This is a genomic window from Staphylococcus sp. AtHG25, from assembly GCF_003217445.1.
Lineage (GTDB): Bacteria > Bacillota > Bacilli > Staphylococcales > Staphylococcaceae > Staphylococcus > Staphylococcus haemolyticus.
The window spans coordinates 1-26240 of record NZ_QJSN01000009.1 but is presented as its reverse complement, the minus strand read 5'-3'; the positions used below and the strand labels follow the sequence as shown (position 1 = coordinate 26240).

Sequence of the window (26240 nt, the reverse complement as noted above, 5' to 3'; positions counted from 1 at the left end):
TTTATATTTTACGGAGGGAATATAAATGTCATCAACATTAGAAATTAAAGACCTACATGTGTCTATTGAAGATAAAGAAATTTTAAAAGGTGTTAATTTAACTATTAATACAGGTGAAATACATGCAATTATGGGACCAAATGGTACTGGTAAATCAACATTATCATCAGCGATTATGGGACATCCATCATACGAAGTAACTCAAGGTGAAGTGTTACTGGATGGCGTTAATATTTTAGAATTAGAAGTTGATGAAAGAGCAAAAGCTGGTCTGTTCTTAGCAATGCAATATCCATCAGAAATTACTGGTGTGACAAATGCTGACTTCATGCGTTCAGCTATTAACGCGAAACGTGAAGAAGGACAAGAAATCAACTTAATGCAATTTATCAAAAAATTAGATAAAGAAATGGATTTCTTAGATATCGATAAAGATATGGCACAACGTTACTTAAATGAAGGTTTCTCTGGCGGTGAGAAAAAACGTAACGAAATCTTACAATTAATGATGTTAGAACCAAAATTTGCCATCCTAGATGAAATCGACTCAGGTTTAGACATTGACGCATTAAAAGTTGTATCTAAAGGTATCAACGAAATGCGTGGCGAAGAATTTGGTGCTTTAATGATTACACACTATCAACGTTTATTAAACTACATCACACCAGACAAAGTACATGTTATGTACGGTGGTAAAGTAGTTAAATCAGGAGGCCCTGAACTAGCTAAACGTCTTGAAGAAGAAGGTTATGAATGGGTTAAAGAAGAATTCGGTGCTAAAGAATAATCTAGCAATCGTTTATTTTAAATGATGAAACTAGAAACATGGTGTTAATGTGAAACAATGCATTAATATCAACGATTAAATATGTGAGACTTAGACATCGTATAAACTTAATCATTTAAGTATACGAAATATCTACAGTCGCTAAAATTTTTCATCAAGTAGGAGGAAAAGAGAGTTATGACAACTGAAACTTTAAACATTTCTGAGGAACAACTTGTTGATTATTCTAAAGCGCACAATGAACCTTCTTGGATGACTGAGTTACGTCAAAAAGCGTTGAAATTAACAGAAACTTTAGAAATGCCAAAACCAGATAAAACTAAATTAAGAAAATGGGACTTTGATTCATTTAAACAACATGAAGTTAAAGGTCAATCTTTCAGTAATTTATCAGAGCTTCCAGAAGCTATTAAAAAAATTATAGACGTTGAAAACACTAAAAATTTAGTTGTTCAACATAATAATGCTTTAGCTTATACTCAAGTATCAGATCAAGCACAAAAAAATGGCGTGATAATTGAAGGATTATCAGAAGCTTTAATTAATCACGGGGAGTTAGTTCAAAAATATTTAATGACAGATGCAGTGAGTGTTGATGAACATCGTTTAACTGCATTGCATACAGCTTTAATTAATGGTGGCGTGTTTGTTTATGTGCCTAAAAATGTAGTTGTTGAAGATCCAATTCAATATGTTGTGTTACATGATGATGATAATGCTAGTTTCTTTAACCACGTGATTATTGTTACTGAGGAAAGCGCTGAAGTAACGTATGTTGAGAACTATTTATCAACTGCAAGTGGTGAAGGTAACCAATTAAATATTGTTTCAGAAGTTATTGCCGGTGCTAATTCAAATATCACTTATGGCTCAGTTGACTATTTAGATAAAGGATTTACTGGTCATATCATTCGTCGTGGTACTACTGTTGCAGATGCATCAATCAATTGGGCATTAGGTCTAATGAATGAAGGTAATCAAATCATTGATAATACAACTAATTTAATTGGTGACCGTTCAACAAGTGAACTTAAATCAGTTGTTGTCGGTACAGGTGACCAAAAAATCAACTTAACATCTAAAATTGTTCAATACGGTAAAGAAACTAATGGTTACATCTTAAAACACGGTGTTATGCGTGAAAATGCATCATCTGTATTTAATGGTATTGGATATATTAAACATGGTGGTACAAAATCTATCGCTAACCAAGAGTCACGTGTCTTAATGCTTTCTGAGAATGCAAGAGGCGATGCCAATCCAATCTTATTAATTGATGAAGATGATGTAGAAGCAGGACACGCAGCGTCTGTTGGCCGAGTTGACCCTGAGCAACTTTACTACTTAATGAGTCGTGGTATTTCTCAAAAAGAAGCTGAACGATTAGTAATTCATGGTTTCTTAGATCCTGTAGTGCGTGAATTACCAATTGAAGACGTTAAACGTCAATTGAGAGAAGTAATTGAACTTAAAGTAAATAAATAAACATATAAATCTAAAAGAGATTTTTAATATTAGAAAGGTCGTGAAAAAAGTGGCCGAAACTTCATTAAATGTTGAGGAAATCATTAAAGATTTTCCAATATTAGATCAAAAAGTTAATGGAAAAAGATTAGCATACCTGGATTCTACAGCTACCAGTCAAACACCTGTTCAAGTGTTGAACGTATTGGATGATTATTATAAACGTTATAATTCAAATGTACACCGTGGTGTTCATACACTTGGTTCACTTGCTACTGACGGATACGAAGGTGCTCGTGAGACTGTAAGACGTTTCATTAACGCTAAATACTTTGAAGAAGTCATCTTTACTAGAGGAACAACTGCAGCAATCAATATTGTTGCGCGCAGTTACGGAGATGCCAATGTTGAAGAAGGCGACGAAATAGTTGTTACTGAAATGGAACACCATGCCAATATTGTTCCATGGCAACAATTAGCTAAACGTAAAAATGCCTCATTAAAATTCATTCCAATGACAGATGAGGGTGAATTAAGACTTGAGGATGTTAAAGCGACAATAAATGATAATACTAAAATTGTAGCAATAGCACATGTGTCTAATGTGTTAGGTACAATTAATGATGTCAAAGAAATTGCTAAAGTTGCCCATGAGCATGGTGCAATTATTAGTGTCGATGGTGCACAATCAGCACCTCACATGAAAATAGACGTTCAAGATTTAGACGCTGATTTCTTCAGTTTCAGTGGTCATAAAATGTTAGGACCTACTGGCATCGGTGTGTTATATGGTAAACGTGATTTATTAAAAGAAATGGAACCAGTTGAATTTGGTGGAGATATGATCGACTTTGTAAGTAAATATGACGCTACATGGGCAGATTTACCTACTAAATTTGAAGCTGGTACACCTATTATCGCTCAAGCAATTGGCTTAGGTGAAGCCATTCGCTACATTGAGAAATTAGGCTTTGATGCTATTCATGAACATGAAAAAGCATTAACAGAATACGCCTATGAACAAATGTCATCTATTGAAGGACTTGAAATTTATGGTCCTCCAAAAGAACGTCGTGCCGGTGTTATCACATTTAATTTGGCTGATATCCATCCACATGATGTTGCTACAGCAGTAGATACAGAAGGTGTTGCTGTAAGAGCTGGACACCATTGTGCACAACCGTTAATGAAATGGTTGAATGTATCATCTACTGCACGTGCAAGCTTCTATGTATACAATACTAAAGAAGATGTAGACCAACTTGTTGAAGCATTGAAACAAACGAAGGAGTTTTTCTCTTATGAATTTTAATAATTTAGATCAACTTTATCGATCTGTAATTATGGATCATTATAAGAATCCTAGAAATAAAGGCGTTTTGGACAATGGCTCAATGACTGTAGACATGAACAATCCTACTTGTGGTGACCGTATCAGATTAACGTTTGATATTGAAAATGGCATTATTAATGATGCTAAATTCGAAGGAGAAGGTTGTTCTATTTCGATGTCTAGTGCATCTATGATGACTGAAGCTGTAAAAGGTCATTCTCTAGGTGAAGCAATGCAAATGAGTCAAGAATTTACTAAGATGATGCTTGGTGAAGACTATGAAATCACTGAAGAAATGGGAGATATTGAAGCACTACAAGGTGTATCTCAATTCCCAGCACGCATCAAGTGTGCAACATTAGCCTGGAAAGCACTTGAAAAAGGAACAGTTGAAAAGGAAGGTAAAGCAGAAGGTACGACAGAAGAGTAAACTTTAGTCGTATGTGAAACTTTATAGTGATGATAGATAGCAATTTCTAAAGTCCAACTTTAACTTTTTACACTTTTGACTTTTTATGAAGGTTGCATATTGTTACAATGGCAATAGACAATAATGAATATTAAAAATCTCACGCACGTCGTTTTAAATATATTTAAGGAGTGATTGAAATGGCTAAAAAAGCACCTGAAGTTGGAGATTATAAATATGGTTTCCACGATGAGGATGTTTCCATTTTCAGATCAGAACGTGGTTTAACAGAAAATATCGTTAGAGAAATTTCAAAAATGAAGGAAGAGCCTGAATGGATGCTCGACTTCAGATTAAAAGCTTTAAAATTATTCTACAAAATGCCAATGCCTCAATGGGGTGGCGATTTATCAGAATTAAACTTTGATGACATCACATACTACGTTAAACCTTCAGAGCATACTCAACGTTCATGGGACGAGGTGCCTGAAGAAATTAAACGTACATTTGATAAATTAGGTATTCCAGAAGCTGAACAAAAATATTTAGCAGGTGTTTCTGCTCAATATGAATCAGAAGTTGTATATCATAATATGGAAAAAGAATTAGAAGAAAAAGGTATCATCTTTAAAGATACTGATAGTGCTTTACGTGAAAACGAAGAACTATTTAAAGAATACTTTGCTTCTGTTGTTCCAGCAGCTGATAACAAATTCGCAGCATTAAACTCAGCAGTATGGTCAGGTGGTTCATTCATCTATGTACCTAAGAATGTTAAATTAGATACACCATTACAAGCATACTTCCGTATTAACTCTGAGAACATGGGTCAATTCGAACGTACATTAATTATTGCTGATGAAGGTGCTTCAGTAAACTACGTTGAAGGTTGTACTGCACCTGTTTATACAACAAGTTCATTACACTCAGCAGTAGTTGAAATCATCGTTCATAAAGATGCACACGTACGTTATACTACAATTCAAAACTGGGCTAACAACGTTTATAACTTAGTTACAAAACGTACGTTTGTTCATGAGAATGGTAACATGGAATGGGTTGACGGCAACTTAGGTTCTAAGTTAACGATGAAATATCCAAACTGTGTTCTTTTAGGTGAAGGTGCGAAAGGTAGTACATTATCTATCGCCTTTGCTGGTAAAGGTCAAGTACAAGATGCTGGTGCTAAAATGATTCATAAAGCACCAAACACATCTTCAACAATCGTATCTAAATCTATTTCTAAAAATGGTGGTAAAGTTATCTATCGTGGTATCGTTCACTTCGGACGTAAAGCGAAAGGTGCACGTTCTAATATTGAATGTGATACTTTAATTTTAGATAACGAATCTACTTCAGATACTATTCCTTATAATGAAGTATTCAATGACAATATTTCATTAGAACATGAAGCGAAAGTTTCTAAAGTATCAGAAGAACAATTATTCTACTTAATGAGCCGTGGTATTTCAGAAGAAGAAGCGACAGAAATGATTGTTATGGGCTTCATTGAACCATTCACTAAAGAATTACCAATGGAATATGCAGTAGAAATGAACCGTTTAATTAAATTCGAAATGGAAGGCTCTATCGGTTAATTTAACCTATATCACCAACTTTTTCTTAATAACAATAACAAGTACCAAAGTGTTCCAACTAAGTGAATGCTTTGGTGCTTTTTTATCTCTAAATAGTTAACACTTATTTATATTAAATGTTTATTTTTATTATGATATAATTTTATATAATATTTAAAAAGTAATTGATTTAACAAAATACATGTTGTGAGAGGACTCTACAATGTTTGACTTTTATGCGAATTGGTATTCGTTGATTATCATTATTGAATATCTTGCTATATTTTTAGGTTCAATTGGCTTAATCTTTATAGCAATGGTCAGTCTAAGACAAATTCAAAAGAAAAAGAAGATTTGGTATTTAGGAATATTCTTAATTTATTCATCATTACTTGAATTGTTAATACATTTTACAGGGGAAGATATTTATACTTACAACTTGGTTTTTGTCGTAACACTTCTTCCTTTTTTATTGATGTGTTATTTATCGAGTCATTATTTGGTAAAACGACCATTCAAAACAAAATTAGAATTTGTGAAAACTGGTCACGGTAAAATTAACAAAGTTACCAAGCAAGAAATGAAAGATATGAAAGACGAATTGCAATCGGCTAATATAATTGCATGGTCAGGTTCAATTGGAGCCGCTTTTCTAATAGTTGCTTGGTCAGCTAAAGTAAGATTTATACATAGTAAGGAATGGATGATGGCGCAAGAATTGACCAAAACTACTGATAATTTGTTAGGGTTTGGAGGCTTTATGTTTTTAATCTCAGCGTTTTTAATTGTCATTTATTTCATTGTTGACGTAGTGTTATGGAATAAAAGAGGTAAATTTCCCGGTCTAGTATTTCGACCAATGATTTTGTGTTTATGGCAATTTTTATTTTTGATTTCGATTTAAAAATTAATAATTAGATAAGTACAAAATTTAGAAACTTTCCTAATTTTAAATATCTTTTTGAAATACATAAATATGTGATGTCTGCATAATTAAATAATTATCTTTTTAACAAGTGCACTATTGTAAAATCATCATTTTATAAGCAAGGCTAACTTTAAATAAGTTCAGTCCTTGCTTTTATTTTTTCAAAAATTAGCAAAGTTTACTGAAAATGGGAGTAGGGAATACTTTGAATAATTATTTAAGTGAAATAAGCATAGTAATTACCCTAAAATAAAGAAAAGGTGATTTTAAATGTGGTATAACAATCAACTAACGCAATCTTTAAATATTCAATATCCTATTATTCAAGCAGGTATGGCTGGTAGTACAACTGCGGAACTTGTTGCAACTGTAAGTAATAAAGGTGGTTTAGGCTGTATTGGAGCGGGCTACTTTACTACAAAAAAGTTAGCTCAAGAAATTCAAAAAGTGCAAGGATTAACATCACAACCATTTGGTGTGAATTTGTTTGTACCAAGTCATCAATCATACACTAATGAACAAGTCGAACATATGAATGCTTGGCTGAAACCCTATCGTAAGGCATTAAATCTTGAAGAGCCAGTAGTCAATATTTCTGAAGAACAACAATTTAAAAGTGCAATTCAAACTGTGATTAAATATAGAGTACCAGTATGTTGTTTCACCTTTGGTATCCCGTCAAAAGAAATCATTGAACAATTAAAAGGTGCTAAAATTACGTTAATTGGTACAGCTACTACTGTAGATGAGGCAATTGCAAATGAGCATGCAGGTATGGATATTGTAGTTGCTCAAGGCAGTGAAGCAGGTGGACATAGGGGGTCATTTTTAACAACCAACAATCAGCGTGAACCGCTCATAGGAACAATGAGTTTAATACCACAGATAGTTGATCATGTATCGATACCAGTTGTTGCTGCAGGTGGTGTTATGGATGGTCGTGGTATATTAGCTAGTCAGATACTAGGTGCACAAGGTGTACAAATGGGAACAGCTTTCTTAACTACTGAAGAAAGTGGCGCAAATCAATTAGTTAAACAAGCAGTGCTTCATAGTAAAGAGACTGATACAGTAGTCACTGACGTATTTAGTGGTAAATCAGCACGCGGTATCAACAATGAATTTGTAGAGACGATGAAACAATACGAAGGGAACATACCGCCATATCCTGTACAAAATCAACTAACTAATTCTATTAGAAAGACAGCCGCTTCCACAGGGCATCGTGAATGGACGCATATGTGGAGTGGTCAATCGCCACGTTTAGCTACGTCACAACATGTCAATCAATTGATGGATCGACTTGTTGAACAAGTAGAAACACTATTAACGGTTGTTCGATGATTTTTAGAAAAATAGAGTGTGCATGAGAATGCAACATTTCCGAAAATAATAAGATAATGTAAAGATGATATAGAACAAGTGATATCATAAAATTGAATATGGTATCATATAGCTGGTGATAAAAATGATAAATATAGGTCTTACTGGATGGGGAGATCACGATTCTTTATATGAGGATTTAGAACGACAATCGGATAAGTTGCAAACATACGCTAGTCACTTTCCAATCGTTGAACTTGATGCATCTTACTACGCCATCCAACCTGAAAGAAATATCATGAAATGGGTTAAAGAAACACCTGATCGTTTTGAATTTATAGTGAAGATTCATCAAGCACTTACACTACATGCAGATTATAAAGATTACGCAGAAACAAGAAGTGAATTATTCGAGCAATTCAAACAAATGCTACAACCACTTATAGATCATCACAAACTAGCTATGGTCTTAGTTCAATTTCCACCTTGGTTTGATTGTACGGCACAAAATATCAAATATATCTTGTATGTTCGTCAACAATTGGCTGATGTACCGATTTGCGTCGAGTTTCGACATCAATCATGGTTTAACGATCAATTTAAGGAACAAACGCTGTCATTTTTAACTGAGCACCACATTATCCATTCAGTAGTAGATGAGCCACAAGTGCGCGAAGGCTCAATACCACTAGTTAATCGTATTACTACTGAGACGGCTTTTGTACGCTATCATGGAAGAAATAGACAAGGCTGGACCAAAAAAGACATGACAGACCAAGAGTGGCGTGATGTGAGATACTTATATAACTACAACAAAGAAGAGCTTACCGATTTAGCTAATAAAGTTAGAATTATAGAACAAAAAGCTAAAAAGGTTTATGTCGTATTTAATAATAACTCGGGTGGGCATGCTGCTCAAAACGCTAAAACATATCAGGATATGTTAGATATTGAATACACAGGTTTAGCTCCGCAACAATTAAAATTATTCTAAGAGGCGAAATATAATGTTAGTGACAATTATTTTATTAGTGCTTATCGGCCTTTTCTCTGCTATTTTAGGGTCATTAGTAGGTATTGGTGGTGGGATCATTATTGTTCCAACACTGGTATACTTGGGCGTTACACACGATGTTTTACATGGTATTACACCACAAATAGCGATAGGAACATCATCGGTGATTCTAATCGTCACAGGCTTATCTTCATCATTAGGCTACTTAAAGACGAAGCAGGTAGATATTAAAAATGGCTCTATCTTCTTGTTTGGATTATTACCAGGTTCATTGTTAGGTTCGTTTTTAAGTAGATATCTTACTTTAGAGTCTTTCAATTTATACTTCGGTATTTTTATGATTATTGTTTCAATTATTTTAATGGTGAGACATAAAATCAAACCGTTTAAGATTTTTGATAAAGAGAAATATCGTAAAACGTATGTTGATTCTGAAAGAAAGACATATCACTATAGCGTACCACCTTTATTTGCATTTGTTGCGACACTGTTCATTGGTATTTTAACAGGTCTATTCGGAATTGGTGGTGGCGCATTAATGACACCACTAATGTTAATTGTTTTCAGATTTCCACCACACGTTGCAGTTGGTACAAGCATGATGATGATTTTCTTTTCAAGTGTTATGAGTTCTATAGGTCACATTTTACAAGGACATGTTGCATGGTCATATTCTATAGTTCTTATTATTTCAAGTTATATCGGCACCCAAATTGGCGTACGTGTTAACCACTCCATTAAATCTGAAACTGTTGTAACGCTATTACGTACGGTTATGTTGATAATGGGTGTATACTTAATTATTAAATCTTTTCTTTAAATAAATATAGGGGGAATTTAAGTGAAGTTAACCATTTTTCACACGAACGATATTCATAGTCATTTAAACGAATATGCACGTATAACATCTTATATGGCAGAACATAGACCAAAACTTCAACATCCCTCACTCTATTTAGATATAGGCGACCATGTGGATTTATCAGCACCAGTGACTCAAACAACGATAGGTCGCAAGAATATCGACTTGCTTAATGAGGCTCAGTGCGATATTGCGACGATAGGTAATAATGAAGGTATGACCATCTCTCATGAAGCATTAAATAATTTATATAATAATGCGACATTTAACGTCATTTGTACAAATGTTATCGATGAGGAAGGGAAGTTACCTCATAACATAGCCTCATCATGTATTAAAGAAATTGAAGGCGTACGTATTTTATTTGTGGCGGCAACAGCACCTTTCACACCATTTTACAGAGCTCTTGATTGGATTGTAACGGATCCTTTAGAAGCGATTAAAGATGAAATCGCTAATCAACAGGGTAATTATGATGTACTTATTGTGATGAGTCATGTAGGCATCTTTTTTGATGAAAAGTTATGCCAAGAGATTCCTGAAATTGATGTGATTTTTGGGAGTCATACACACCATCATTTTGATGAGGGTGAAATGAATAATGGCGTACTTATGGCAGCTGCTGGTAAATATGGTTATTATTTAGGTGAAGTTAATTTAACTATTGAAAATAAAAATGTTGTTAGTAAAGAAGCGATTATTTATCCGGTTGAAACATTACCTATGGTTGAAACAGATTATGAGTCAGAAGGAAAGGCATTGATGAGTGAACCGGTGATTGATTATCCTATCAACTTAAGTAGTAAAACAGATGTCATTACTAAAACGACTTATTTATTAGCTGAAAGTGTATTTGAATTTACTAATACAGATTGTACTATCATAAATGCTGGTTTAATTGTAAAAGGAATTGAAGCGGATAGACTAACGGAATATGATATTCATAAAATGTTGCCACATCCAATTAATCTAGTGCGCGTACGTTTGACAGGTAGTGAATTGAAAAAAGTAATTGAAAAAAGTCAGAAGCAAGAATATATGCATGAACATGCTCAAGGACTGGGTTTTAGAGGAGATATATTTGGAGGCTATATTTTATATAATTGCGGTTTTATCCAGTCAGAAAATAGATTCTTTGTTAATGGTGAAGAAGTAGTTGATGATAAATTATACACTTTAGGAACAGTTGATATGTATACGTTTGGTAGATATTTCCCTATATTGAAAGGGAAGTCGATTGATTATATTATGCCTGAGTTCCTTAGAGATATCTTTAAAGATAAGTTATTGAGACTGCAATAGAATAACACAAATAGATTTATGTATAGAATAGAATAAAATTCAAGCTTAAAATTTATGGTTTATTACGTTTTAATTTAATGTAAATTTCGTTATAATAGGAAAAGATAGATTATACAGGAGGGTATACGTGGTTATGGCTACTAAAAATGAAGAAATCTTACGTAAACCAGATTGGTTGAAAATTAAGCTTAACACGAACGAAAACTATATTGGCCTCAAGAAGATGATGCGTGAAAAGAACTTACACACTGTTTGCGAAGAAGCAAAGTGTCCAAATATACATGAATGTTGGGGTGCTAGACGTACTGCTACATTTATGATTTTAGGTGCAGTATGTACAAGAGCATGTCGTTTCTGTGCAGTTAAAACTGGCTTACCTAATGAACTAGACTTAAATGAACCAGAACGTGTTGCAGAATCAGTTGAGTTAATGAATTTAAAACACGTTGTTATCACTGCAGTTGCACGTGATGACTTAAGAGATGCAGGTTCTAACGTATATGCTGAAACAGTACGTAAAGTACGTGAACGTAATCCATTCACTACAATTGAAATCTTACCATCAGACATGGGTGGTGACTATGAAGCACTTGAAACATTAATGGCTTCTAAACCTGATATCTTAAACCATAATATCGAAACAGTACGTCGTTTAACACCAAGAGTTCGTGCACGTGCAACATATGAAAGAACATTAGAGTTCTTACGTCGTTCTAAAGAATTGCAACCAAATATTCCTACTAAATCAAGCTTAATGGTTGGTTTAGGAGAAACGATTGAAGAGATTTATGAAACAATGGATGATCTTCGTGCAAATGATGTAGACATTTTAACAATTGGTCAATATTTACAACCATCACGTAAGCATTTGAAAGTTGAAAAATACTATACACCATTAGAATTTGGTAAATTAAGAAAAGTAGCTATGGACAAAGGTTTCAAACACTGTGAGGCTGGCCCAATGGTACGTAGTTCTTATCATGCCGACGAACAAGTAAATGAAGCGGCTAAAGAAAAACACCGTCTAGGTGAAGAAAAATTACAACAAAATTAATTTGAACAATTAAACGGTTTGGATTAAGTTTTTAGAGACTTAGGTTGCACATTTTAAATTGAATTGTGTAATCTAAGTTTTTATTATACGAGTTAAAGGTGACAAATTATGATTAAGATAGGTCAACAATATTTTGAAATCATTGAAGAATATAGATCATGCTTTGATGAAGAATTATTTGCATCGAGATATTCAGATATATTAGATAAGTATGATTTTATTGTAGGGGATTTTGGATATGATCAATTACGATTAAAAGGTTTTTATAAGGATACGAATAAAAAAGCTGAAATCTCGAAACGTTTTTCGAGTATTCAAGATTATATATTAGAATATTGCAATTTCGGTTGTCCTTATTTTGTATTACGTCATTTATCTAACAAAGAGGTACAACAATTAAATCATGATGAAGAGGATGTTATTTTATCTGATTCTGAAGATAAATTGCATGATGTTAAAATTAAACCTACCATTCAGGAAGTTAAGCACCAAGATGAGTAACTATAGAATTAATAAAATGAGCTGTGAAGAAATCTATGAGAAGAGATTTTTTCACAGCTTTTAAAATAGTAATTATTGAATGACTTGATTAAGATATTCAATGATTTCATCACTTTCTTCTTGACTCACACCTAGAATATGCGCGATATATCCTTCTTCTTCAATATCATCTGTCCCGATAATACCGAATTTGTTTGTTTGCATATTTAGCACAAGTGTCTTACCGTAATGACGATCTGTTTGAACGAGCATTAAATCATAACGGCTATGTTCACCTACAAAGCCTACAAACTGTACTTGGCTTTGTTCTTCATCATCATATAAGTACATATCTATCATAAGAGTAGAACTCCTTTTATCTTGTATTTTTAATTAAGTATAACGACAAATGAAGACCTATGCAAAACTGTGATATGATAGACATATTAAGAGGTGAAGGATATGTATTTTGTAGATAAAGATCAGCTTACTTTAAAATTAACTTACTTAAATCAATTAATTAAAGATTATGAATCGAATAAAGGAAATCATTATGCATTTGAACGTATCGCACAAATGTTAATTGAATCATCTGTGGATATAGGTAATATGATTATTGATGGTTTTATCTTGAGGGATCCAGGAAATTATAAAGATGTCATTGATATTCTTGAACTAGAAGGTGTTATTTCGAAATCTACTCAACAACATGTTAATGAAACAGTTGACGTTAGAAAGCAGTTCGCACACCATTATACAGAACTTGATAATAGCAAGATTCAGCCATTATTTGACGAGGCTTTGCCTTATTATGAACAGTTTATTCAAGAGGTAACTCAGTTCCTTGAGAAAGAGAATGTTCCAGTTACCGCTTTTGGAAAAGGAGACAACAAGTAATGAAGAATTATAAAGGATATTTAATCGACTTAGATGGAACTATGTATCTAGGTACAGATGAAATCGATGGTGCAGCACAATTTATTGACTACTTAAACAATCATCAAATCCCGCATTTATATGTTACAAACAACTCTACAAAGACGCCTGAAGAGGTAACGCAAAAATTAAAAGAAATGAATATTGATGCGAAACCTGAGGAAGTTGTAACGTCTGCCTTAGCAACAGCAAATTATATTGCAGATGAGAAAAGTGATGCTACGGTATTCATGCTTGGCGGCAGTGGCTTACGCACAGCTTTAACTGAAGCTGGATTAACTGTAAAAGATGATGAAAACGTTGATTATGTTGCGATTGGTTTAGATGAAAACGTTACTTACGAAAAATTAGCTGTGGCAACGCTTGCAGTACGTAAGGGTGCAAGATTTATTTCAACGAACCCTGATGTATCGATTCCTAAAGAACGTGGCTTCTTACCGGGTAATGGTGCGATTACAAGTGTAGTTAGTTTATCTACAGGTCAAGCACCACAATTTATTGGTAAACCGGAGTCAGTCATTATGGATATTGCTTTAGACATCTTGAAATTAGATAAATCAGACGTAGCAATGGTTGGCGATTTGTATGATACCGATATCATGTCTGGTATTAATGTAAGTGTTGACACAATTCATGTACAAACTGGTGTAACGACTTATGAAGAACTAAAAGAAAAAGACCAACAACCTACATATTCTTTTAAAGACTTAAATGTAGCAATTTCAGAATTAGAAAGAAATGCCCAAAAATAAAAAGAGGGGTGGCATGACATGGTTAAAATTCTAGTCACACGTCAAATTCCAGATCGTTTCATAGAGGAATTGGAACAGTTCGGCGACGTTAAAATGTGGAAAGAAGCATTTGAACCTATGCCTAGAGAGCAATTTTTGAAAGAATTAGAAGATGTTGATGCATGTTTCATCACATTAAGTGAAAAGATTGATGCCACATGTCTCGAACATGCTAAACATGTAAAGGTAATAGCAAATATGGCGGTTGGTTTTGACAACATTGATGTTAAGCTAGCTCAAGAAAAAGGTATAGTCGTTACTAATACACCTCAAGTACTTACGGAAACGACAGCCGAATTAGGGTTTACGTTAATGTTAACTGTGGCACGACGTATTGTTGAAGCGGAAAAATATGTACAAGATGGTGAATGGAAAAGCTGGGACCATACTTATTATCTGGTAAGGATGTTCATGGTTCAACTGTAGGTATTTATGGTATGGGTGATATTGGAAAGAGTTTTGCACGTCGACTTCAAGGATTTAATACAACTATCTTGTATCATAATCGTTCAAGACATGAAGATGCAGAATCAGAACTTAATGCAAGTTATGTATCCTTTGATACATTATTAGAAGACAGTGATTTTGTCGTATGTACTGCGCCATTGACACCTGAAACAGAGAATAAGTTTAATAAAGATGCGTTTTCAAAAATGAAAAACGATGCAATCCTCATTAATATCGGCCGCGGTGCTATTGTAGACGAGGATGCTCTAATTGATGCATTGAACAATCATGAAATTGGTGGATGTGGTTTAGACGTCTTACGTGAGGAACCTATTAAACTTAATCACCCTCTCTTGAAAATGGAGAAAGCAGTCATATTACCGCATATAGGTAGTGCTTCTGTAGCAACTAGAGATCGAATGATTCAATTATGTGTTGATAACATTGCTGCGATATTAAAAGGAGAAAAACCGTTGACTCCGATTACTAATAAATAAATTTTAAAGAACTTCTAACGTTTAGGTAAAGATTAAACCATGAACGATAGAGGTTCTTTTATTATAACTAACAGTTTTGTTATACCGTATGTAATTGTTAAGCTAACTATTTGGTACTAATATAATTATTGTCATTTGAATTCGTCATTGCCACTAATGCAGTGTTGTTGATAGTAACATTAACGCATAAAATCTTATTAATTTTTTAAGAATTAATTTAGCATCATTAGCACAATAGTTTGAAGTGGGAAATTTAATTTGCCTTAAAATCAAATTTTAATTATAATAAGATGAATGTATAATATATAAAAAATATATTTAATGAATTTTGTTTTGTTTTCGTGAATTCGGTTTTAACTCAGGAGTAGGATGAATACTTCACTCCGATATTTGAAATGATAGTGAGGTGCAATAGTGCATTGAAAGAGAATAATCATAAGATGATGCAATATTATGAGAAAGCTAAACCTTATTTATTAACACTTTTATATTTAGCGATATTTATTGCGCTGTACCTAATTTATGGTTCCGGCGATACACATAATAATTTCATTTACAATGAATTTTAATAAGGAGTCTAATTATGACAGATATCATAAATTTAATAAATGACTTCGGTCAAAGTAATCCTGAACGTGTAGCAGTTAGACATAAAGATGAAGAATTAACATATCAACAATTAATGGATGAATCTAGTAAATTAGCGCATCTATTACAAGATAATCATAAGCCGTTAATCGTTTATGGACATATGTCACCTTACATGTTAGTAGGAATGATAGGTGCTATCAAAGCAGGTTGTGGCTATGTACCTATTGACACTTCAGTACCAAGTGGACGTGTGAATATGATTATAAATAAAGTACAACCGGTCATTATATTTAACACAACAGATACACAATTAAATCATTCCAATATACAAGAACTTACAATTCAAAGTATCCAAGATTCTGATAATCCAACACTATTTGACAGTCAAATGGGATTAACGGATGTTGTATATACTATTTTTACATCTGGTTCAACAGGTGCGCCTAAAGGTGTTCAGATCGAATATGCAAGTTTAATAGAATTTGCAGAATGGATGGTATCACTTAATGAATCAGAGGGTTCACAAGAGTGGTTAAATCAAGCACCATTCTCGTTTGATTTATCAGTCATGGCAATTTATCCTTGTTTAACATCAGGTGGCACACTTAATTTAGTAGATAAAGAAATGATCAATAAACCTAAATTACTCAATGAAATGTTAGTTAATACACCAATCAATGCATGGGTATCTACACCATCATTTATGGAAATGTGCTTGCTATTACCTAACCTTAACGAATCAAGTTATCCAAGCTTGAATCATTTCTTCTTCTGTGGAGAAATCTTGCCTCATAGAACTGCGAAAGCACTTTTAGATAGATATCCAAGTGCAGTGGTTTATAACACGTATGGACCTACGGAAGCGACAGTAGCTGTTACAGGTATTAAATTGACACCTGAAATTATTGAAGCTTATAACCCGCTACCTGTTGGTGTTTCAAGACCTAACACATCATTGTTTACAACAGACGAAGATGAACTTGTTATTAAAGGTAATAGTGTTAGTCTTGGGTATTTAGATAACAAAGAAAAAACCGATGCGGTATTTAACTTTGAAGATGGACTTCGTATATATCATACGGGTGATAAAGCCATCGAGAAAGATGGACAATGGTTCATTCAAGGAAGAATTGATTTCCAAATTAAACTTAACGGTTACCGAATGGAATTGGAAGAAATTGAAACGCAACTTAGACAATCAGAGTTTGTTAGAGAAACTGTTGTCGTTCCAGTATATAAAAATAATAAAGTAATACACTTAATCGGTGCTGTCGTTCCGACTGAAGAAGTTAAAGATGATTTAGAAATGACAAGACAAATTAAATCTGAACTAAAATCTCGCTTACCTGAATATATGATTCCGAGAAAATTTGTTTGGATGAAACAGTTACCATTAACGTCAAACGGAAAGCTTGATCGTAAACAAGTCGCAGAGGATATTAACGCATGATTCCATATGGCACGTTTACCTTCTTCTTAGTTGCATTTATAGTACTTTTACCAGTCATCATACTCGGATTTTTAGGTAAGCGAAGCTATATTTATAACGGTTTAAGTACTGCAATTATGATTGTCATCATCTTTTCATCAGATAAACATAATATATTCGGTAATAAATATTTAAGTATTCAACTCATCAGTTTTGTAATTTATCTCATATGGCAAGTGTTATTAATCATGGGATATTATAAATCAAGACAGAAGAGTAATACATTTAGCAAATTTGTCATTGTTATGATTTTATCCATTTTACCATTAGTGATTGTTAAAGTATTACAAAGCTCATGGCTAGGTGGTCAACAAATCCATTTCCATGAACACAAGCTTATAGAATTTGTAGGTTTCCTAGGTATTTCTTATGTAACGTTTAAAAGTGTACAATTAATTATGGAGATTCGAGATGGATCTATTAAAGAGATCAAAGTTGGGAAATTATTCCAATTCATTTCTTTCTTCCCAACGGTGTCTTCAGGGCCAATTGATCGCTATAAACGTTTTGTTAAAGACGATAAAAAGGTTCCTACAAGTGAACAATATAGGGAAATGGTTGCCAAAGCGATACACATGATTATGCTTGGATTTTTATACAAGTATATTATTGCTTATTTAATCAATGTTTATGCAATTCATCCATTATTAATGAATCTAGATGGATTTACTCATAAATGGCTATATATGTATGCTTATAGTTTCTATTTATTCTTTGATTTTGCAGGATACAGCTTGTTTGCTGTAGCAATAAGTTATTTATACGGTATTCATACACCGCCTAACTTCAACCAACCTTTCAAAGCCAAAAATATAAAAGACTTCTGGAATAGATGGCATATGTCATTATCATTCTGGTTTAGAGATTGTATTTATATGCGTACATTATTCTATATGTCACGTAAAAAAACATTTAAAAGTCAATTTGCGATGTCTAATTTCGCATTCTTCTTAAACTTCTTTATCATGGGTGTGTGGCATGGTTTAGAGTTATTCTATATCGTTTATGGTATTTACCATGGACTAATGTTTATTGGTTATGGATACTATGAACGTTGGAGAAAGAAACATCCACCACGTTGGCAAAATGGTTTTACTACAGCGTTGAGTATTATCATTACTTTCCATTTTGTAGCATTTGGATTTTTAATCTTTTCAGGAAAATTAATTTAAAAGGAGTCATAAATTATGGAATTTAAAGAACAAGTATTAGATTTATTAGTTGATGTGGCAGAAAATGATGTTGTAAAAGAGAACCCTGATGTTGAAATCTTCGAAGAGGGTATCATCGATTCATTCCAAACGGTAGGTTTATTACTTGAGATTCAAAACAGATTAGGCATTGAAGTATCTATCATGGATTTCGATCGTGATGAGTGGGCAACTCCAAACAAAATTGTTGAAGCATTAGAAGAATTACGATGAAGTTAAAACCATTTTTACCAATTATTATTAGCGGCATTTTATTTCTAGCCTTCGTATTAATGCCTGCTAGCTGGTTTACTGGATTAGTTACAAACAAGGCTGTCGCTAATAATAGAATATCTTTAACAGATAAAGTTCTTAAAGGTACGCTCATTCAAAATAAACTATTTAGTAGTGATAAATATTATCCAATATATGGGTCAAGTGAACTGAATAAATTAGATCCATTTAACCCTGCACTTGCTCTAAATCATAGAAAACATACTAAACCAATTTTTCTAATTGGTACGGGTGGTAATACAGATTTAATCAATACAATTGAATTAGCTGGTCAATACGATCAACTAAAAGGGAAAAAGATGACATTTATTATTTCACCACAATGGTTTAGTACACATGGTGTTAATGATCGTGATTTTGCAGCACGTACAACACCAAATCAAATTAATCAGTTATTTCAACAAAAAGATATGCCTTCAGAATTAAAAGAGAGATATGCCAAACGCTTATTACAATTTAAAAGTGCGTCGAATAAAGAATTCTTGAAAGACGTCGTAAATAATCACGGTGAAGTAGATGCTAACTATGTTTCTCGCTTTAAAGAGAATCAGTTATTAAAAATTGAAGCGATTAAAACTTACTTCTCATTAGATAAGTCGCCATTATCACATGTGAAACCTGTGACTGAGCCAAATGTATCATGGCAGGAAATGCAAGATAAAGCTGTGACATTAGGTGCGAAACGCTCATCATCAAATAATTATGGAATACGTAATGAATATTGGGAAAAACTTATGCATAAAAAGCCAATGAATCATCGTAAATATGAGTTTAAAATGAACTCTCCAGAATTTAATGATTTATCATTGTTAGTAGATACAATGCATAATGCAGGTGCAGACGTACAATATGTTATTTTACCTGTGAATGGTAAATGGTATGATTACTTAGGTATTGAACGCTCAACAAGAGAACCAGTCTATAAAAAAATACATCAAACTGTAGTAGCACATGGTGGTAAGGTGTATGATATGTCAGATAAAGATTATGAGAAATATGTTCTTAGTGATGTCGTTCACGTAGGTTGGAAAGGTTGGGCTCACATGAACCAACATATTGTTCAACATATGAATGATGACAAAAACCCGCATAACAAAGATCATAATAAACAACATGAACACCAATAATTAACAAAAGCACCAACGCTTAGAGTTTAAGGACTCTGCGCGTTGGTGCTTTATTGAATATATATCATATATGTCAGACGCTTAGAATACTTGTTCAACTTCAATAACGCCTGGAACTTCTTCGTGTAATGCACGTTCAATGCCGGCTTTTAATGTGATTGTTGAGCTAGGACAAGTACCACAAGCTCCGTGTAATTGTAATTTCACGATACCATCTTCTACATCTACTAATGTACAGTCTCCACCATCACGTAATAAAAATGGACGTAAACGTTCAATGACTTCAGCTACTTGATCAAACATTGTTGCATTCTCAGTAGGCATGAGATATGTCTCCTTTCAAGTAAATTACTTCATAAATTCATTATTAATTTATTATAATAGATAAAGAAAGAAAAATCTATAAAACAAAACGGGGGATTTGAGTATGACTAAAGTAAGCGTGGTAGTATATGGCGCTGATGTCGTATGTGCAAGTTGCGTCAATGCACCAACATCTATTAATACATTTGAATGGATTAAACCTTTATTAGAAAGAAAGTATCCAGACATTCAATTTAAATACACATACATTGATTTTCAAAATCAAACAGATAATCTAAGTGATCATGACCAACAGTATATTGAACAAATTGAGGAAGATGAATTATTTTATCCTTTAATTACAATGAATGATGAGTATGTAGCAGATGGTTACATTCAAACAAAGCAAATTACAAACTTTGTAGATAAACATTTTGCAAATTAATTTAAAGTATAATTCTTGAGAAAAAGAGGTCGGGGTAGGATAGAATTCATCATGAATTCTATCCTACCCCTTATTTTAATATTAACCATTATGATATTTATATAACCATAGGACGCCCGATTTAAGTATATGAGCAAGACGTCCGGTAACTGTACGGTCCATAATATAGGCAAAGCCTTTTTTCTCGCCAAGAGAACCAAGGAAACCTTGTACTTTTAATTCAGGCATTTTATCTGGTAATGGTTCATTATTCCATTGTTTCTTAAGTACATCAGTGATTTGATCACCTTGAACTTCAGCTAATTGTGCACTTGGTGCATGAGGTAAATCAGCACAATCTCCGACTATAAATACATTAAGGTATGTTGGCACTTGATGATATTGATTGATGATGACACGTCCACTTCGATTGATATCAATCGGTAAATGTCTTACAACTTCAACAGGTTGAATTCCAGCAGTCCAGACAACTAAATCGACATTTTCTGGTGTACCACTATTATAAATTTTTCCTGGTTCCACTTTATCAATTAAAGAATTAGGAACTACTTTAACATTGTTTTCACGGAACCATTTAGCGATATAATTGCTTAATTTTTCAGGGAAATTCCTTAAAATTCGCTCACCACGGTCATAAAGTATGACTTCTAAATCTTCACGACTTTCACGAAGCTCACTTGCTAACTCTATGCCGCTTAAGCCAGCACCAACAATACCTACACTAGCGCCACTAGGTAATTCACTAATACTATGAAATGTTTCGCGCGCCTTGGAGAGTGTTTGAATACTATGCGTGTATTCTTCAGCACCAGGAACATTATGATATTTATCTTCACAACCTAAGCCAATAACTAATTCATCATAATCTACTTTTGTATTACCAACAGATACGATTTGAGCATCTAAATCAATATCATTAATTTCTCCATAAATTGTATTAATGCGTTCTGAATCAGGAAAGTTCATACGAACATCACTATCAGACTTAGTACCCGCAGCTAAAGCATAAAATTCTGGTTTCAAGCCATGGAATGGCATACGATCAATTAACGTTAAAGTATAATTTTTTGGTAATGCATCAGGTAAGATACGCGACATGATACGCATATTACCATAGCCGCCACCAAGTAATACTAAATTTTTCATCTGTTATACCCCTTTATAAAAATTTGTTATTCCGAAATGATTTTGACTAATACCCTTTGAATTAAGCAAACTTTAGTAAATTATTTAAACTTTTATTTAAAAATTTCAAACAATCAAAGTAGTTTATCCACCACATTTATTGCCCCTAACAATAAAGTGTATGATATATGTATATGGCTATTATATCTTTTTTTCAAAATGACTACAATGAAATGTGTGGTAACGAAACTAAGCTAAAGATATAGGTGTGTATTGTTGTTCTAAATAATATAAAAATGATGAGCGAAGACAATGCAGGTCAAATCAAGATTTGTTATAATAATATAATTAAAAAAATGAAGAAGAAGGTGAAGTATGTTTCCATTAGTCGAATTTTGCATTTCAAATATGGCAAAAGGCGGAGACTACGTTTACGATAAGCTTGAGAATGATCCTGATGTGGATGTATTAGAATACGGATGTTTAAATAATTGTGGCGTATGTTCATGTGGGTTGTATGCATTGGTAGATGGTGATACTGTTGAAGGTGATACACCAGATGAGTTATTAAATAATATTTATAAACATATAGAAGAGAATGACTTTACTAACTTATTATAGGAGGAATGGTTTATGTCAACTGTAACATTAACTGAAGCAGCAGCTTATGAAGTAAAAGATATGTTGAAAAGTAATGACATGGAAGATGGATATTTAAAGATTAAAGTAAACGGTGGTGGCTGTACAGGTCTGACATATGGTATGTCAGCTGAAGAACAACCAGGAGAAAATGATGAAGTACTTGAATTTTATGGATTAAAAGTATTAGTAGACAAATATGATATGCCTGTATTAAATGGTACGACAATTGATTTCAAACAATCTTTAATGGGTGGAGGATTCCAAATTGATAACCCTAACGCAATCGCTTCATGTAGTTGTGGTAGTTCATTTAGAACTGCTAAAGTAGCTGGAAATCCGGAAGAATGCTAATATAATTGCAAGTAATTTATCACTAAGAGTAATCCTTTAAGACAGTAATTTTCAGGATAATATGATTATTTTAATAATAGTCTTGTTGTTGCTTGAAAATGAACTATAAAAGCTATAAAATTGAAGATGGATTGAACTTTGTCTTTTTTGTGAACTAAAGTTCATAAAATCGAACTGAAAATGAAAGTGTTGACTAAGACTATAAATGGGGATGAACAATAGGTTAAGTGCAAAGTCTTTTAAATGAATCAGATAAACATATATTAAGGTAAAATATATTGTTACATCTGAACTTTGTTATGTTCTGAAATTTGTAGCCTTTTTCTACATTTAAGAAAATAATTATGAAAGCTTAGGTGAATGAAATGGCACAAGATCGTAAAAAAGTACTTGTTTTAGGTGCAGGTTATGCGGGTTTACAAACAGTAACTAAATTACAAAAAGAACTTTCTGCTGACGAAGCGGATATTACATTAATTAACAAAAATAAATATCACTACGAAGCAACTTGGTTACATGAAGCTTCAGCTGGTACATTAAACTATGAAGATTTAATTTACCCAATTGAAAGTGTAATTAAAGAAGATAAAGTTAAATTTATCAATGCAGAAGTAACTAAAATCGACCGTAACGCTAAAAAAGTAGAAACAAATCACGGTATCTATGATTACGACATTTTAGTAGTAGCATTAGGTTTCGAAAGTGAAACATTTGGAATTAATGGTATGAAAGACTATGCATTCCAAATTGAAAATATTGAAACTGCACGTAAATTATCTCGTCACATCGAAGATAAATTTGCAAACTATGCAGCTTCTAAAGAAAAAGATGATAAAGACTTAGCTATCTTAGTTGGTGGTGCAGGATTTACAGGTATCGAATTCTTAGGTGAATTAACTGAAAGAATTCCTGAATTATGTAATAAATACGGTGTTGATCAAAACAAAGTTAGAGTAACTTGTGTTGAAGCTGCACCAAAAATGTTACCAATGTTCTCTGATGAATTAGTTAATTACGCAGTTAACTACTTAGAAGACCGTGGTGTTGAATTCAAAATTGCTACTCCAATCGTTGCTTGTAACGAAAAAGGTTTCGTAGTTAAAATTAATGATCAAGAACAACAATTAGAAGCTGGCACAGCAATCTGGGCTGCTGGTGTTCGTGGTAGTAAATTAATGGAAGAATCATTTGAAGGTGTTAAACGTGGTCGTATCGTGACTAAACAAGATTTAACTATTGAAGGTCATGATGATATCTTTGTTATTGGTGACGTTTCAGCATTCATCCCAGCTGGTGAAGAACGTCCATTACCAACTACAGCACAAATTGCAATGCAACAAGGTGAACACGTTGCGAAAAGCATTAAAAACATCTTAAACGGTCAAGCAGCTACAGACTTTGAATATGTTGATCGTGGTACTGTATGTTCATTAGGTGCACATGATGGTGTTGGTATCGTATACGGTAGAGACATTACTGGTAAAAAAGCTGCATTCATGAAAAAAGTTATCGATACTCGTGCAGTATTCAAAATCGGTGGCGTAGGCTTAGCATTCAAAAAAGGTAAATTCTAAGTTTCTCATATAAATTATCTAATATGATTTTGAAAATAAATACTAATTTAAAGCTACAATGCCAATTCGCAGTAGCTGACTGAACTGAAAAAGCGCATAAATCAAGCTTTTCTCATTTCTAGTCATCCTTATGGGGGTGGAACAACGAATTCATTGTGAATTCTGTTCCACTCCTTCTTTTATATGATATAAAAAGGAAGTGTAGAGGTTATGGTTAATTTCAATATAAGTAATACAGTTTTAAATTCAGAAGTATTTATTATAGGGTTGCCTGATCACATCAATCAACTTGGTTATATTAATTACAATAATGAAGATATAACAAAACAAATTGATACATACCGTCATCATCATTTAATTAGCAGTCAATTAGGTAAAATATCTTCAACTTTGTTACCTTTAAAAGACTCATCAAAACGACTTATTACTGTTGGATTAGGAAATTTAAAGACGCTTGATTATGGTGCGCTATTGAGAGCTTTCGGCAATTTATTTCAATTTTTAAAAGAAGAACGTGTAACTGAAGCAGATGTATTATTCGATACATTGATTTCAAAGAAAATGGAGCAAGCCAAAGTCGCAGAGGTTATGGGACTACAAAGTGAACAGGCAGTTTACAGTTTTGACAACTATAAATCTGATAAATCTGCACCCTATCAATTAGAGTTAAACATAAGTACGAATAAAGAGGACTTACATCGATATTTTATCAATGGTGCTATAATCGGACAATCGGTTAATGTTGCACGTGACTATAGCAATATGCCACCTAATATACTAACGCCTAATTATTTTGCTGAACAGGTTACGCAACACTTTGATGAAACATCAGTAAAAGTTGATATTAAAGATGGAAAACAATTATTAGATGAAGGATTCGGACTTATTCATGCTGTTGGTAAAGGGTCGGAGAATCCTCCAGTTGTAATAACTATGACATATAATGGTGGTGACAGTGAAGACGCACCAATTGTATTAGTAGGAAAAGGTATTACATATGATTCAGGTGGCTATAGCATTAAATCTAAGATAGGTATGCAGACTATGAAATTTGATATGTGTGGCGCAGCTAATGTAGTTGGAATGATTGATGCGATATCACGCTTGCAACTTCCTATCAATATTGTAGGAGTTATTGCTTCTGCTGAAAATATGATAAGTAGTAATGCAATGAAACCTGATGATGTATTGACGGCATTGAGTGGTGAAACAGTTGAAATGTTAAATAGTGATGCGGAAGGGCGTTTAGTACTAGGAGATGCTGTATTCTATGCTAATCAATTTCAACCTAAGATTATTTTAGATTTCGCTACATTAACAGGAGCTGCAGTTGCAGCACTAGGTGAAGATAAAGCAGCTTTATTTAACTCTAATGCAGATAAAGAGATTGAGGAAATACGAGTTAGTGCTAAAGAAATGGATGAATATGCTTTTGAATTACCTATGACTCAAACTGAGCAACGATTAATACGTCAATCTGACGTTGCAGATTTAGTAAATCATACAAATGGTCATGGAAAAGCACTCTTTGCAGCCACATTTATTACCCATTTTAGTGGATCTACACCACATATCCATTTCGATATTGCTGGTCCTGCGACAACTAACAAGACTAGCTATAAAGGTCCAAAAGGCCCAACTGGCAGTATGATTACTACTGTATTAAATTGGTTAAGATAAATAGAAAAGTAGCAATCATTTGGTTAAGAGAGTCCGGGACATAAAGTTCTTGGATAAGTGAAAAAAAGACAATTTCTATTGAAATAATATAGAAATTGTCTTTTTTATAAATTTTTTGATTATTTTCAGCTCGTTGAGCTACTACTTTTCTTATATTAAGTGCCATTAATACAAAACCAAGTTCTCTTTTGACTTTATTGAGTCCTCGGACAGACATCCGAGTG

General features: G+C 33.3%; 27 protein-coding genes and 2 pseudogenes. 25 read left to right on the top strand and 4 right to left on the bottom strand.

Annotated elements, in window-relative coordinates; genetic code table 11:
- The first annotated feature begins 25 nt into the window (after nucleotides 1-25).
- The 12 genes from sufC to BDW31_RS07785 all read left to right on the top strand — a co-directional run bounded on the left by sufC (nucleotide 26) and on the right by BDW31_RS07785 (nucleotide 12555).
- Nucleotides 26-787, top strand: a complete 762-nt coding sequence (sufC, locus tag BDW31_RS07840) for a Fe-S cluster assembly ATPase SufC (RefSeq protein ID WP_011276304.1) — start codon at nucleotides 26-28, stop codon at nucleotides 785-787.
- A 177-nt stretch (nucleotides 788-964) separates the two neighbouring features.
- Nucleotides 965-2272: a Fe-S cluster assembly protein SufD gene (gene sufD / locus BDW31_RS07835; RefSeq protein ID WP_037548923.1), complete on the top strand. Its 1308-nt coding sequence runs from the start codon at nucleotides 965-967 to the stop codon at nucleotides 2270-2272.
- 40 nt (nucleotides 2273-2312) lie between these two features.
- Nucleotides 2313-3563 carry a cysteine desulfurase gene (locus tag BDW31_RS07830; RefSeq protein WP_176744130.1) on the top strand — a complete coding sequence of 417 codons (1251 nt, stop codon included), beginning with the start codon at nucleotides 2313-2315 and terminating at the stop codon, nucleotides 3561-3563.
- A complete protein-coding gene (sufU, locus tag BDW31_RS07825) occupies nucleotides 3553-4014 on the top strand; it encodes a Fe-S cluster assembly sulfur transfer protein SufU (protein WP_011276301.1) in 462 nt (153 codons plus the stop codon). Before BDW31_RS07830 ends, sufU begins: the two co-directional genes overlap by 11 nt.
- 179 nt (nucleotides 4015-4193) lie before the next feature.
- The gene (gene sufB / locus BDW31_RS07820; RefSeq protein ID WP_110709486.1) at nucleotides 4194-5591 is read left to right on the top strand and encodes a Fe-S cluster assembly protein SufB; all 1398 of its coding nucleotides are present in this window, start codon (nucleotides 4194-4196) and stop codon (nucleotides 5589-5591) included.
- 202 nt (nucleotides 5592-5793) lie between these two features.
- Nucleotides 5794-6474, top strand: coding sequence for a hypothetical protein (locus tag BDW31_RS07815; protein WP_053024277.1), 681 nt, complete (start codon nucleotides 5794-5796; stop codon nucleotides 6472-6474).
- A gap of 294 nt (nucleotides 6475-6768) precedes the next feature.
- On the top strand, nucleotides 6769-7842 hold the full coding sequence (locus tag BDW31_RS07810) for an NAD(P)H-dependent flavin oxidoreductase (RefSeq protein ID WP_053024278.1): 1074 nt from the start codon (nucleotides 6769-6771) through the stop codon (nucleotides 7840-7842).
- A gap of 124 nt (nucleotides 7843-7966) precedes the next feature.
- Nucleotides 7967-8815: a DUF72 domain-containing protein gene (locus tag BDW31_RS07805; protein ID WP_053024279.1), complete on the top strand. Its 849-nt coding sequence runs from the start codon at nucleotides 7967-7969 to the stop codon at nucleotides 8813-8815.
- A gap of 13 nt (nucleotides 8816-8828) precedes the next feature.
- Entirely contained in the window at nucleotides 8829-9656 is an 828-nt protein-coding gene (locus tag BDW31_RS07800; RefSeq protein WP_110709484.1) for a sulfite exporter TauE/SafE family protein, read from the top strand.
- A gap of 21 nt (nucleotides 9657-9677) precedes the next feature.
- Nucleotides 9678-11000 (top strand): bifunctional metallophosphatase/5'-nucleotidase, encoded by a 1323-nt coding sequence (locus BDW31_RS07795; protein WP_110709483.1) that lies wholly within the window; start codon nucleotides 9678-9680, stop codon nucleotides 10998-11000.
- A 133-nt stretch (nucleotides 11001-11133) separates the two neighbouring features.
- The gene (lipA, locus tag BDW31_RS07790; protein ID WP_053024335.1) at nucleotides 11134-12054 is read left to right on the top strand and encodes a lipoyl synthase; all 921 of its coding nucleotides are present in this window, start codon (nucleotides 11134-11136) and stop codon (nucleotides 12052-12054) included.
- Nucleotides 12055-12162: 108 nt separating this feature from the next.
- On the top strand, nucleotides 12163-12555 hold the full coding sequence (locus BDW31_RS07785; RefSeq protein WP_011276293.1) for a YutD family protein: 393 nt from the start codon (nucleotides 12163-12165) through the stop codon (nucleotides 12553-12555).
- Nucleotides 12556-12627: 72 nt separating this feature from the next.
- Here the strand turns inward: BDW31_RS07785 and BDW31_RS07780 are convergent, their stop codons facing one another.
- Nucleotides 12628-12894: a DUF3055 domain-containing protein gene (locus BDW31_RS07780; protein ID WP_037548938.1), complete on the bottom strand. Its 267-nt coding sequence runs from the start codon at nucleotides 12892-12894 to the stop codon at nucleotides 12628-12630.
- A gap of 102 nt (nucleotides 12895-12996) precedes the next feature.
- Between BDW31_RS07780 and BDW31_RS07775 the strand changes: the two genes are divergently transcribed.
- The 8 genes and pseudogenes from BDW31_RS07775 to dltD all read left to right on the top strand — a co-directional run bounded on the left by BDW31_RS07775 (nucleotide 12997) and on the right by dltD (nucleotide 19896).
- Complete coding sequence (locus BDW31_RS07775; protein ID WP_037548942.1) at nucleotides 12997-13431, top strand: DUF86 domain-containing protein; 435 nt, start codon at nucleotides 12997-12999, stop codon at nucleotides 13429-13431.
- Nucleotides 13431-14222, top strand: a complete 792-nt coding sequence (locus tag BDW31_RS07770; RefSeq protein ID WP_110709481.1) for a TIGR01457 family HAD-type hydrolase — start codon at nucleotides 13431-13433, stop codon at nucleotides 14220-14222. The genes BDW31_RS07775 and BDW31_RS07770 overlap by 1 nt, the downstream gene beginning before the upstream one ends.
- A gap of 18 nt (nucleotides 14223-14240) precedes the next feature.
- Nucleotides 14241-15205, top strand: a pseudogene (locus BDW31_RS07765) (2-hydroxyacid dehydrogenase).
- A gap of 440 nt (nucleotides 15206-15645) precedes the next feature.
- Nucleotides 15646-15774, top strand: coding sequence for a teichoic acid D-Ala incorporation-associated protein DltX (locus BDW31_RS07760; RefSeq protein ID WP_160380485.1), 129 nt, complete (start codon nucleotides 15646-15648; stop codon nucleotides 15772-15774).
- A gap of 14 nt (nucleotides 15775-15788) precedes the next feature.
- Entirely contained in the window at nucleotides 15789-17246 is a 1458-nt protein-coding gene (gene dltA / locus BDW31_RS07755) for a D-alanine--poly(phosphoribitol) ligase subunit DltA (RefSeq protein ID WP_110709479.1), read from the top strand.
- A complete protein-coding gene (gene dltB, locus BDW31_RS07750; RefSeq protein ID WP_053024282.1) occupies nucleotides 17243-18457 on the top strand; it encodes a D-alanyl-lipoteichoic acid biosynthesis protein DltB in 1215 nt (404 codons plus the stop codon). Before dltA ends, dltB begins: the two co-directional genes overlap by 4 nt.
- Nucleotides 18458-18472: 15 nt before the next feature.
- Nucleotides 18473-18709 (top strand): D-alanine--poly(phosphoribitol) ligase subunit 2, encoded by a 237-nt coding sequence (gene dltC / locus BDW31_RS07745; RefSeq protein ID WP_110709478.1) that lies wholly within the window; start codon nucleotides 18473-18475, stop codon nucleotides 18707-18709.
- Nucleotides 18706-19896 (top strand): D-alanyl-lipoteichoic acid biosynthesis protein DltD, encoded by a 1191-nt coding sequence (dltD, locus tag BDW31_RS07740; RefSeq protein ID WP_053024283.1) that lies wholly within the window; start codon nucleotides 18706-18708, stop codon nucleotides 19894-19896. The genes dltC and dltD overlap by 4 nt, the downstream gene beginning before the upstream one ends.
- A gap of 81 nt (nucleotides 19897-19977) precedes the next feature.
- Here the strand turns inward: dltD and BDW31_RS07735 are convergent, their stop codons facing one another.
- A complete protein-coding gene (locus BDW31_RS07735; protein WP_002433501.1) occupies nucleotides 19978-20220 on the bottom strand; it encodes a NifU family protein in 243 nt (80 codons plus the stop codon).
- 103 nt (nucleotides 20221-20323) lie between these two features.
- Here BDW31_RS07735 and BDW31_RS07730 point away from each other — a divergent pair, with 103 nt between their 5' ends.
- A complete protein-coding gene (locus BDW31_RS07730; protein WP_037548965.1) occupies nucleotides 20324-20644 on the top strand; it encodes a YuzD family protein in 321 nt (106 codons plus the stop codon).
- Between the two features lie 81 nt (nucleotides 20645-20725).
- Here BDW31_RS07730 and BDW31_RS07725 read toward each other — a convergent pair whose 3' ends face one another.
- Nucleotides 20726-21790: an NAD(P)/FAD-dependent oxidoreductase gene (locus BDW31_RS07725; protein ID WP_110709476.1), complete on the bottom strand. Its 1065-nt coding sequence runs from the start codon at nucleotides 21788-21790 to the stop codon at nucleotides 20726-20728.
- Between the two features lie 354 nt (nucleotides 21791-22144).
- On the opposite strand from BDW31_RS07725, the gene BDW31_RS07720 reads away from it, so the two are divergent.
- The 4 genes from BDW31_RS07720 (at nucleotide 22145) to BDW31_RS07705 (ending at nucleotide 26016) form a co-directional block, all read left to right on the top strand.
- A complete protein-coding gene (locus BDW31_RS07720; RefSeq protein WP_037538976.1) occupies nucleotides 22145-22390 on the top strand; it encodes a YuzB family protein in 246 nt (81 codons plus the stop codon).
- A gap of 12 nt (nucleotides 22391-22402) precedes the next feature.
- On the top strand, nucleotides 22403-22762 hold the full coding sequence (locus BDW31_RS07715) for a HesB/IscA family protein (RefSeq protein WP_110709474.1): 360 nt from the start codon (nucleotides 22403-22405) through the stop codon (nucleotides 22760-22762).
- 365 nt (nucleotides 22763-23127) lie between these two features.
- The gene (locus BDW31_RS07710) at nucleotides 23128-24336 is read left to right on the top strand and encodes an NAD(P)/FAD-dependent oxidoreductase (RefSeq protein ID WP_011276277.1); all 1209 of its coding nucleotides are present in this window, start codon (nucleotides 23128-23130) and stop codon (nucleotides 24334-24336) included.
- A gap of 210 nt (nucleotides 24337-24546) precedes the next feature.
- A complete protein-coding gene (locus BDW31_RS07705) occupies nucleotides 24547-26016 on the top strand; it encodes a M17 family metallopeptidase (protein ID WP_053024286.1) in 1470 nt (489 codons plus the stop codon).
- Between the two features lie 15 nt (nucleotides 26017-26031).
- On the opposite strand, the pseudogene BDW31_RS07700 reads toward BDW31_RS07705, so the two are convergent.
- Nucleotides 26032-26240: pseudogene (locus BDW31_RS07700) on the bottom strand (IS5/IS1182 family transposase); the annotation flags it as partial.

Coding starts and splice junctions, on each gene's coding strand:
- sufC (WP_011276304.1), top strand. CDS start 26: ATGTCATCAACATTAGAAATTAAAGACCTACATGTGTCTATTGAAGAT.
- sufD (WP_037548923.1), top strand. CDS start 965: ATGACAACTGAAACTTTAAACATTTCTGAGGAACAACTTGTTGATTAT.
- sufU (WP_011276301.1), top strand. CDS start 3,553: ATGAATTTTAATAATTTAGATCAACTTTATCGATCTGTAATTATGGAT.
- sufB (WP_110709486.1), top strand. CDS start 4,194: ATGGCTAAAAAAGCACCTGAAGTTGGAGATTATAAATATGGTTTCCAC.
- BDW31_RS07815 (WP_053024277.1), top strand. CDS start 5,794: ATGTTTGACTTTTATGCGAATTGGTATTCGTTGATTATCATTATTGAA.
- BDW31_RS07810 (WP_053024278.1), top strand. CDS start 6,769: ATGTGGTATAACAATCAACTAACGCAATCTTTAAATATTCAATATCCT.
- BDW31_RS07805 (WP_053024279.1), top strand. CDS start 7,967: ATGATAAATATAGGTCTTACTGGATGGGGAGATCACGATTCTTTATAT.
- BDW31_RS07800 (WP_110709484.1), top strand. CDS start 8,829: ATGTTAGTGACAATTATTTTATTAGTGCTTATCGGCCTTTTCTCTGCT.
- lipA (WP_053024335.1), top strand. CDS start 11,134: ATGGCTACTAAAAATGAAGAAATCTTACGTAAACCAGATTGGTTGAAA.
- BDW31_RS07785 (WP_011276293.1), top strand. CDS start 12,163: ATGATTAAGATAGGTCAACAATATTTTGAAATCATTGAAGAATATAGA.
- BDW31_RS07780 (WP_037548938.1), bottom strand. CDS start 12,894: ATGATAGATATGTACTTATATGATGATGAAGAACAAAGCCAAGTACAG.
- BDW31_RS07775 (WP_037548942.1), top strand. CDS start 12,997: ATGTATTTTGTAGATAAAGATCAGCTTACTTTAAAATTAACTTACTTA.
- BDW31_RS07770 (WP_110709481.1), top strand. CDS start 13,431: ATGAAGAATTATAAAGGATATTTAATCGACTTAGATGGAACTATGTAT.
- BDW31_RS07760 (WP_160380485.1), top strand. CDS start 15,646: ATGATGCAATATTATGAGAAAGCTAAACCTTATTTATTAACACTTTTA.
- dltA (WP_110709479.1), top strand. CDS start 15,789: ATGACAGATATCATAAATTTAATAAATGACTTCGGTCAAAGTAATCCT.
- dltB (WP_053024282.1), top strand. CDS start 17,243: ATGATTCCATATGGCACGTTTACCTTCTTCTTAGTTGCATTTATAGTA.
- dltC (WP_110709478.1), top strand. CDS start 18,473: ATGGAATTTAAAGAACAAGTATTAGATTTATTAGTTGATGTGGCAGAA.
- dltD (WP_053024283.1), top strand. CDS start 18,706: ATGAAGTTAAAACCATTTTTACCAATTATTATTAGCGGCATTTTATTT.
- BDW31_RS07735 (WP_002433501.1), bottom strand. CDS start 20,220: ATGCCTACTGAGAATGCAACAATGTTTGATCAAGTAGCTGAAGTCATT.
- BDW31_RS07730 (WP_037548965.1), top strand. CDS start 20,324: ATGACTAAAGTAAGCGTGGTAGTATATGGCGCTGATGTCGTATGTGCA.
- BDW31_RS07725 (WP_110709476.1), bottom strand. CDS start 21,790: ATGAAAAATTTAGTATTACTTGGTGGCGGCTATGGTAATATGCGTATC.
- BDW31_RS07720 (WP_037538976.1), top strand. CDS start 22,145: ATGTTTCCATTAGTCGAATTTTGCATTTCAAATATGGCAAAAGGCGGA.
- BDW31_RS07715 (WP_110709474.1), top strand. CDS start 22,403: ATGTCAACTGTAACATTAACTGAAGCAGCAGCTTATGAAGTAAAAGAT.
- BDW31_RS07710 (WP_011276277.1), top strand. CDS start 23,128: ATGGCACAAGATCGTAAAAAAGTACTTGTTTTAGGTGCAGGTTATGCG.
- BDW31_RS07705 (WP_053024286.1), top strand. CDS start 24,547: ATGGTTAATTTCAATATAAGTAATACAGTTTTAAATTCAGAAGTATTT.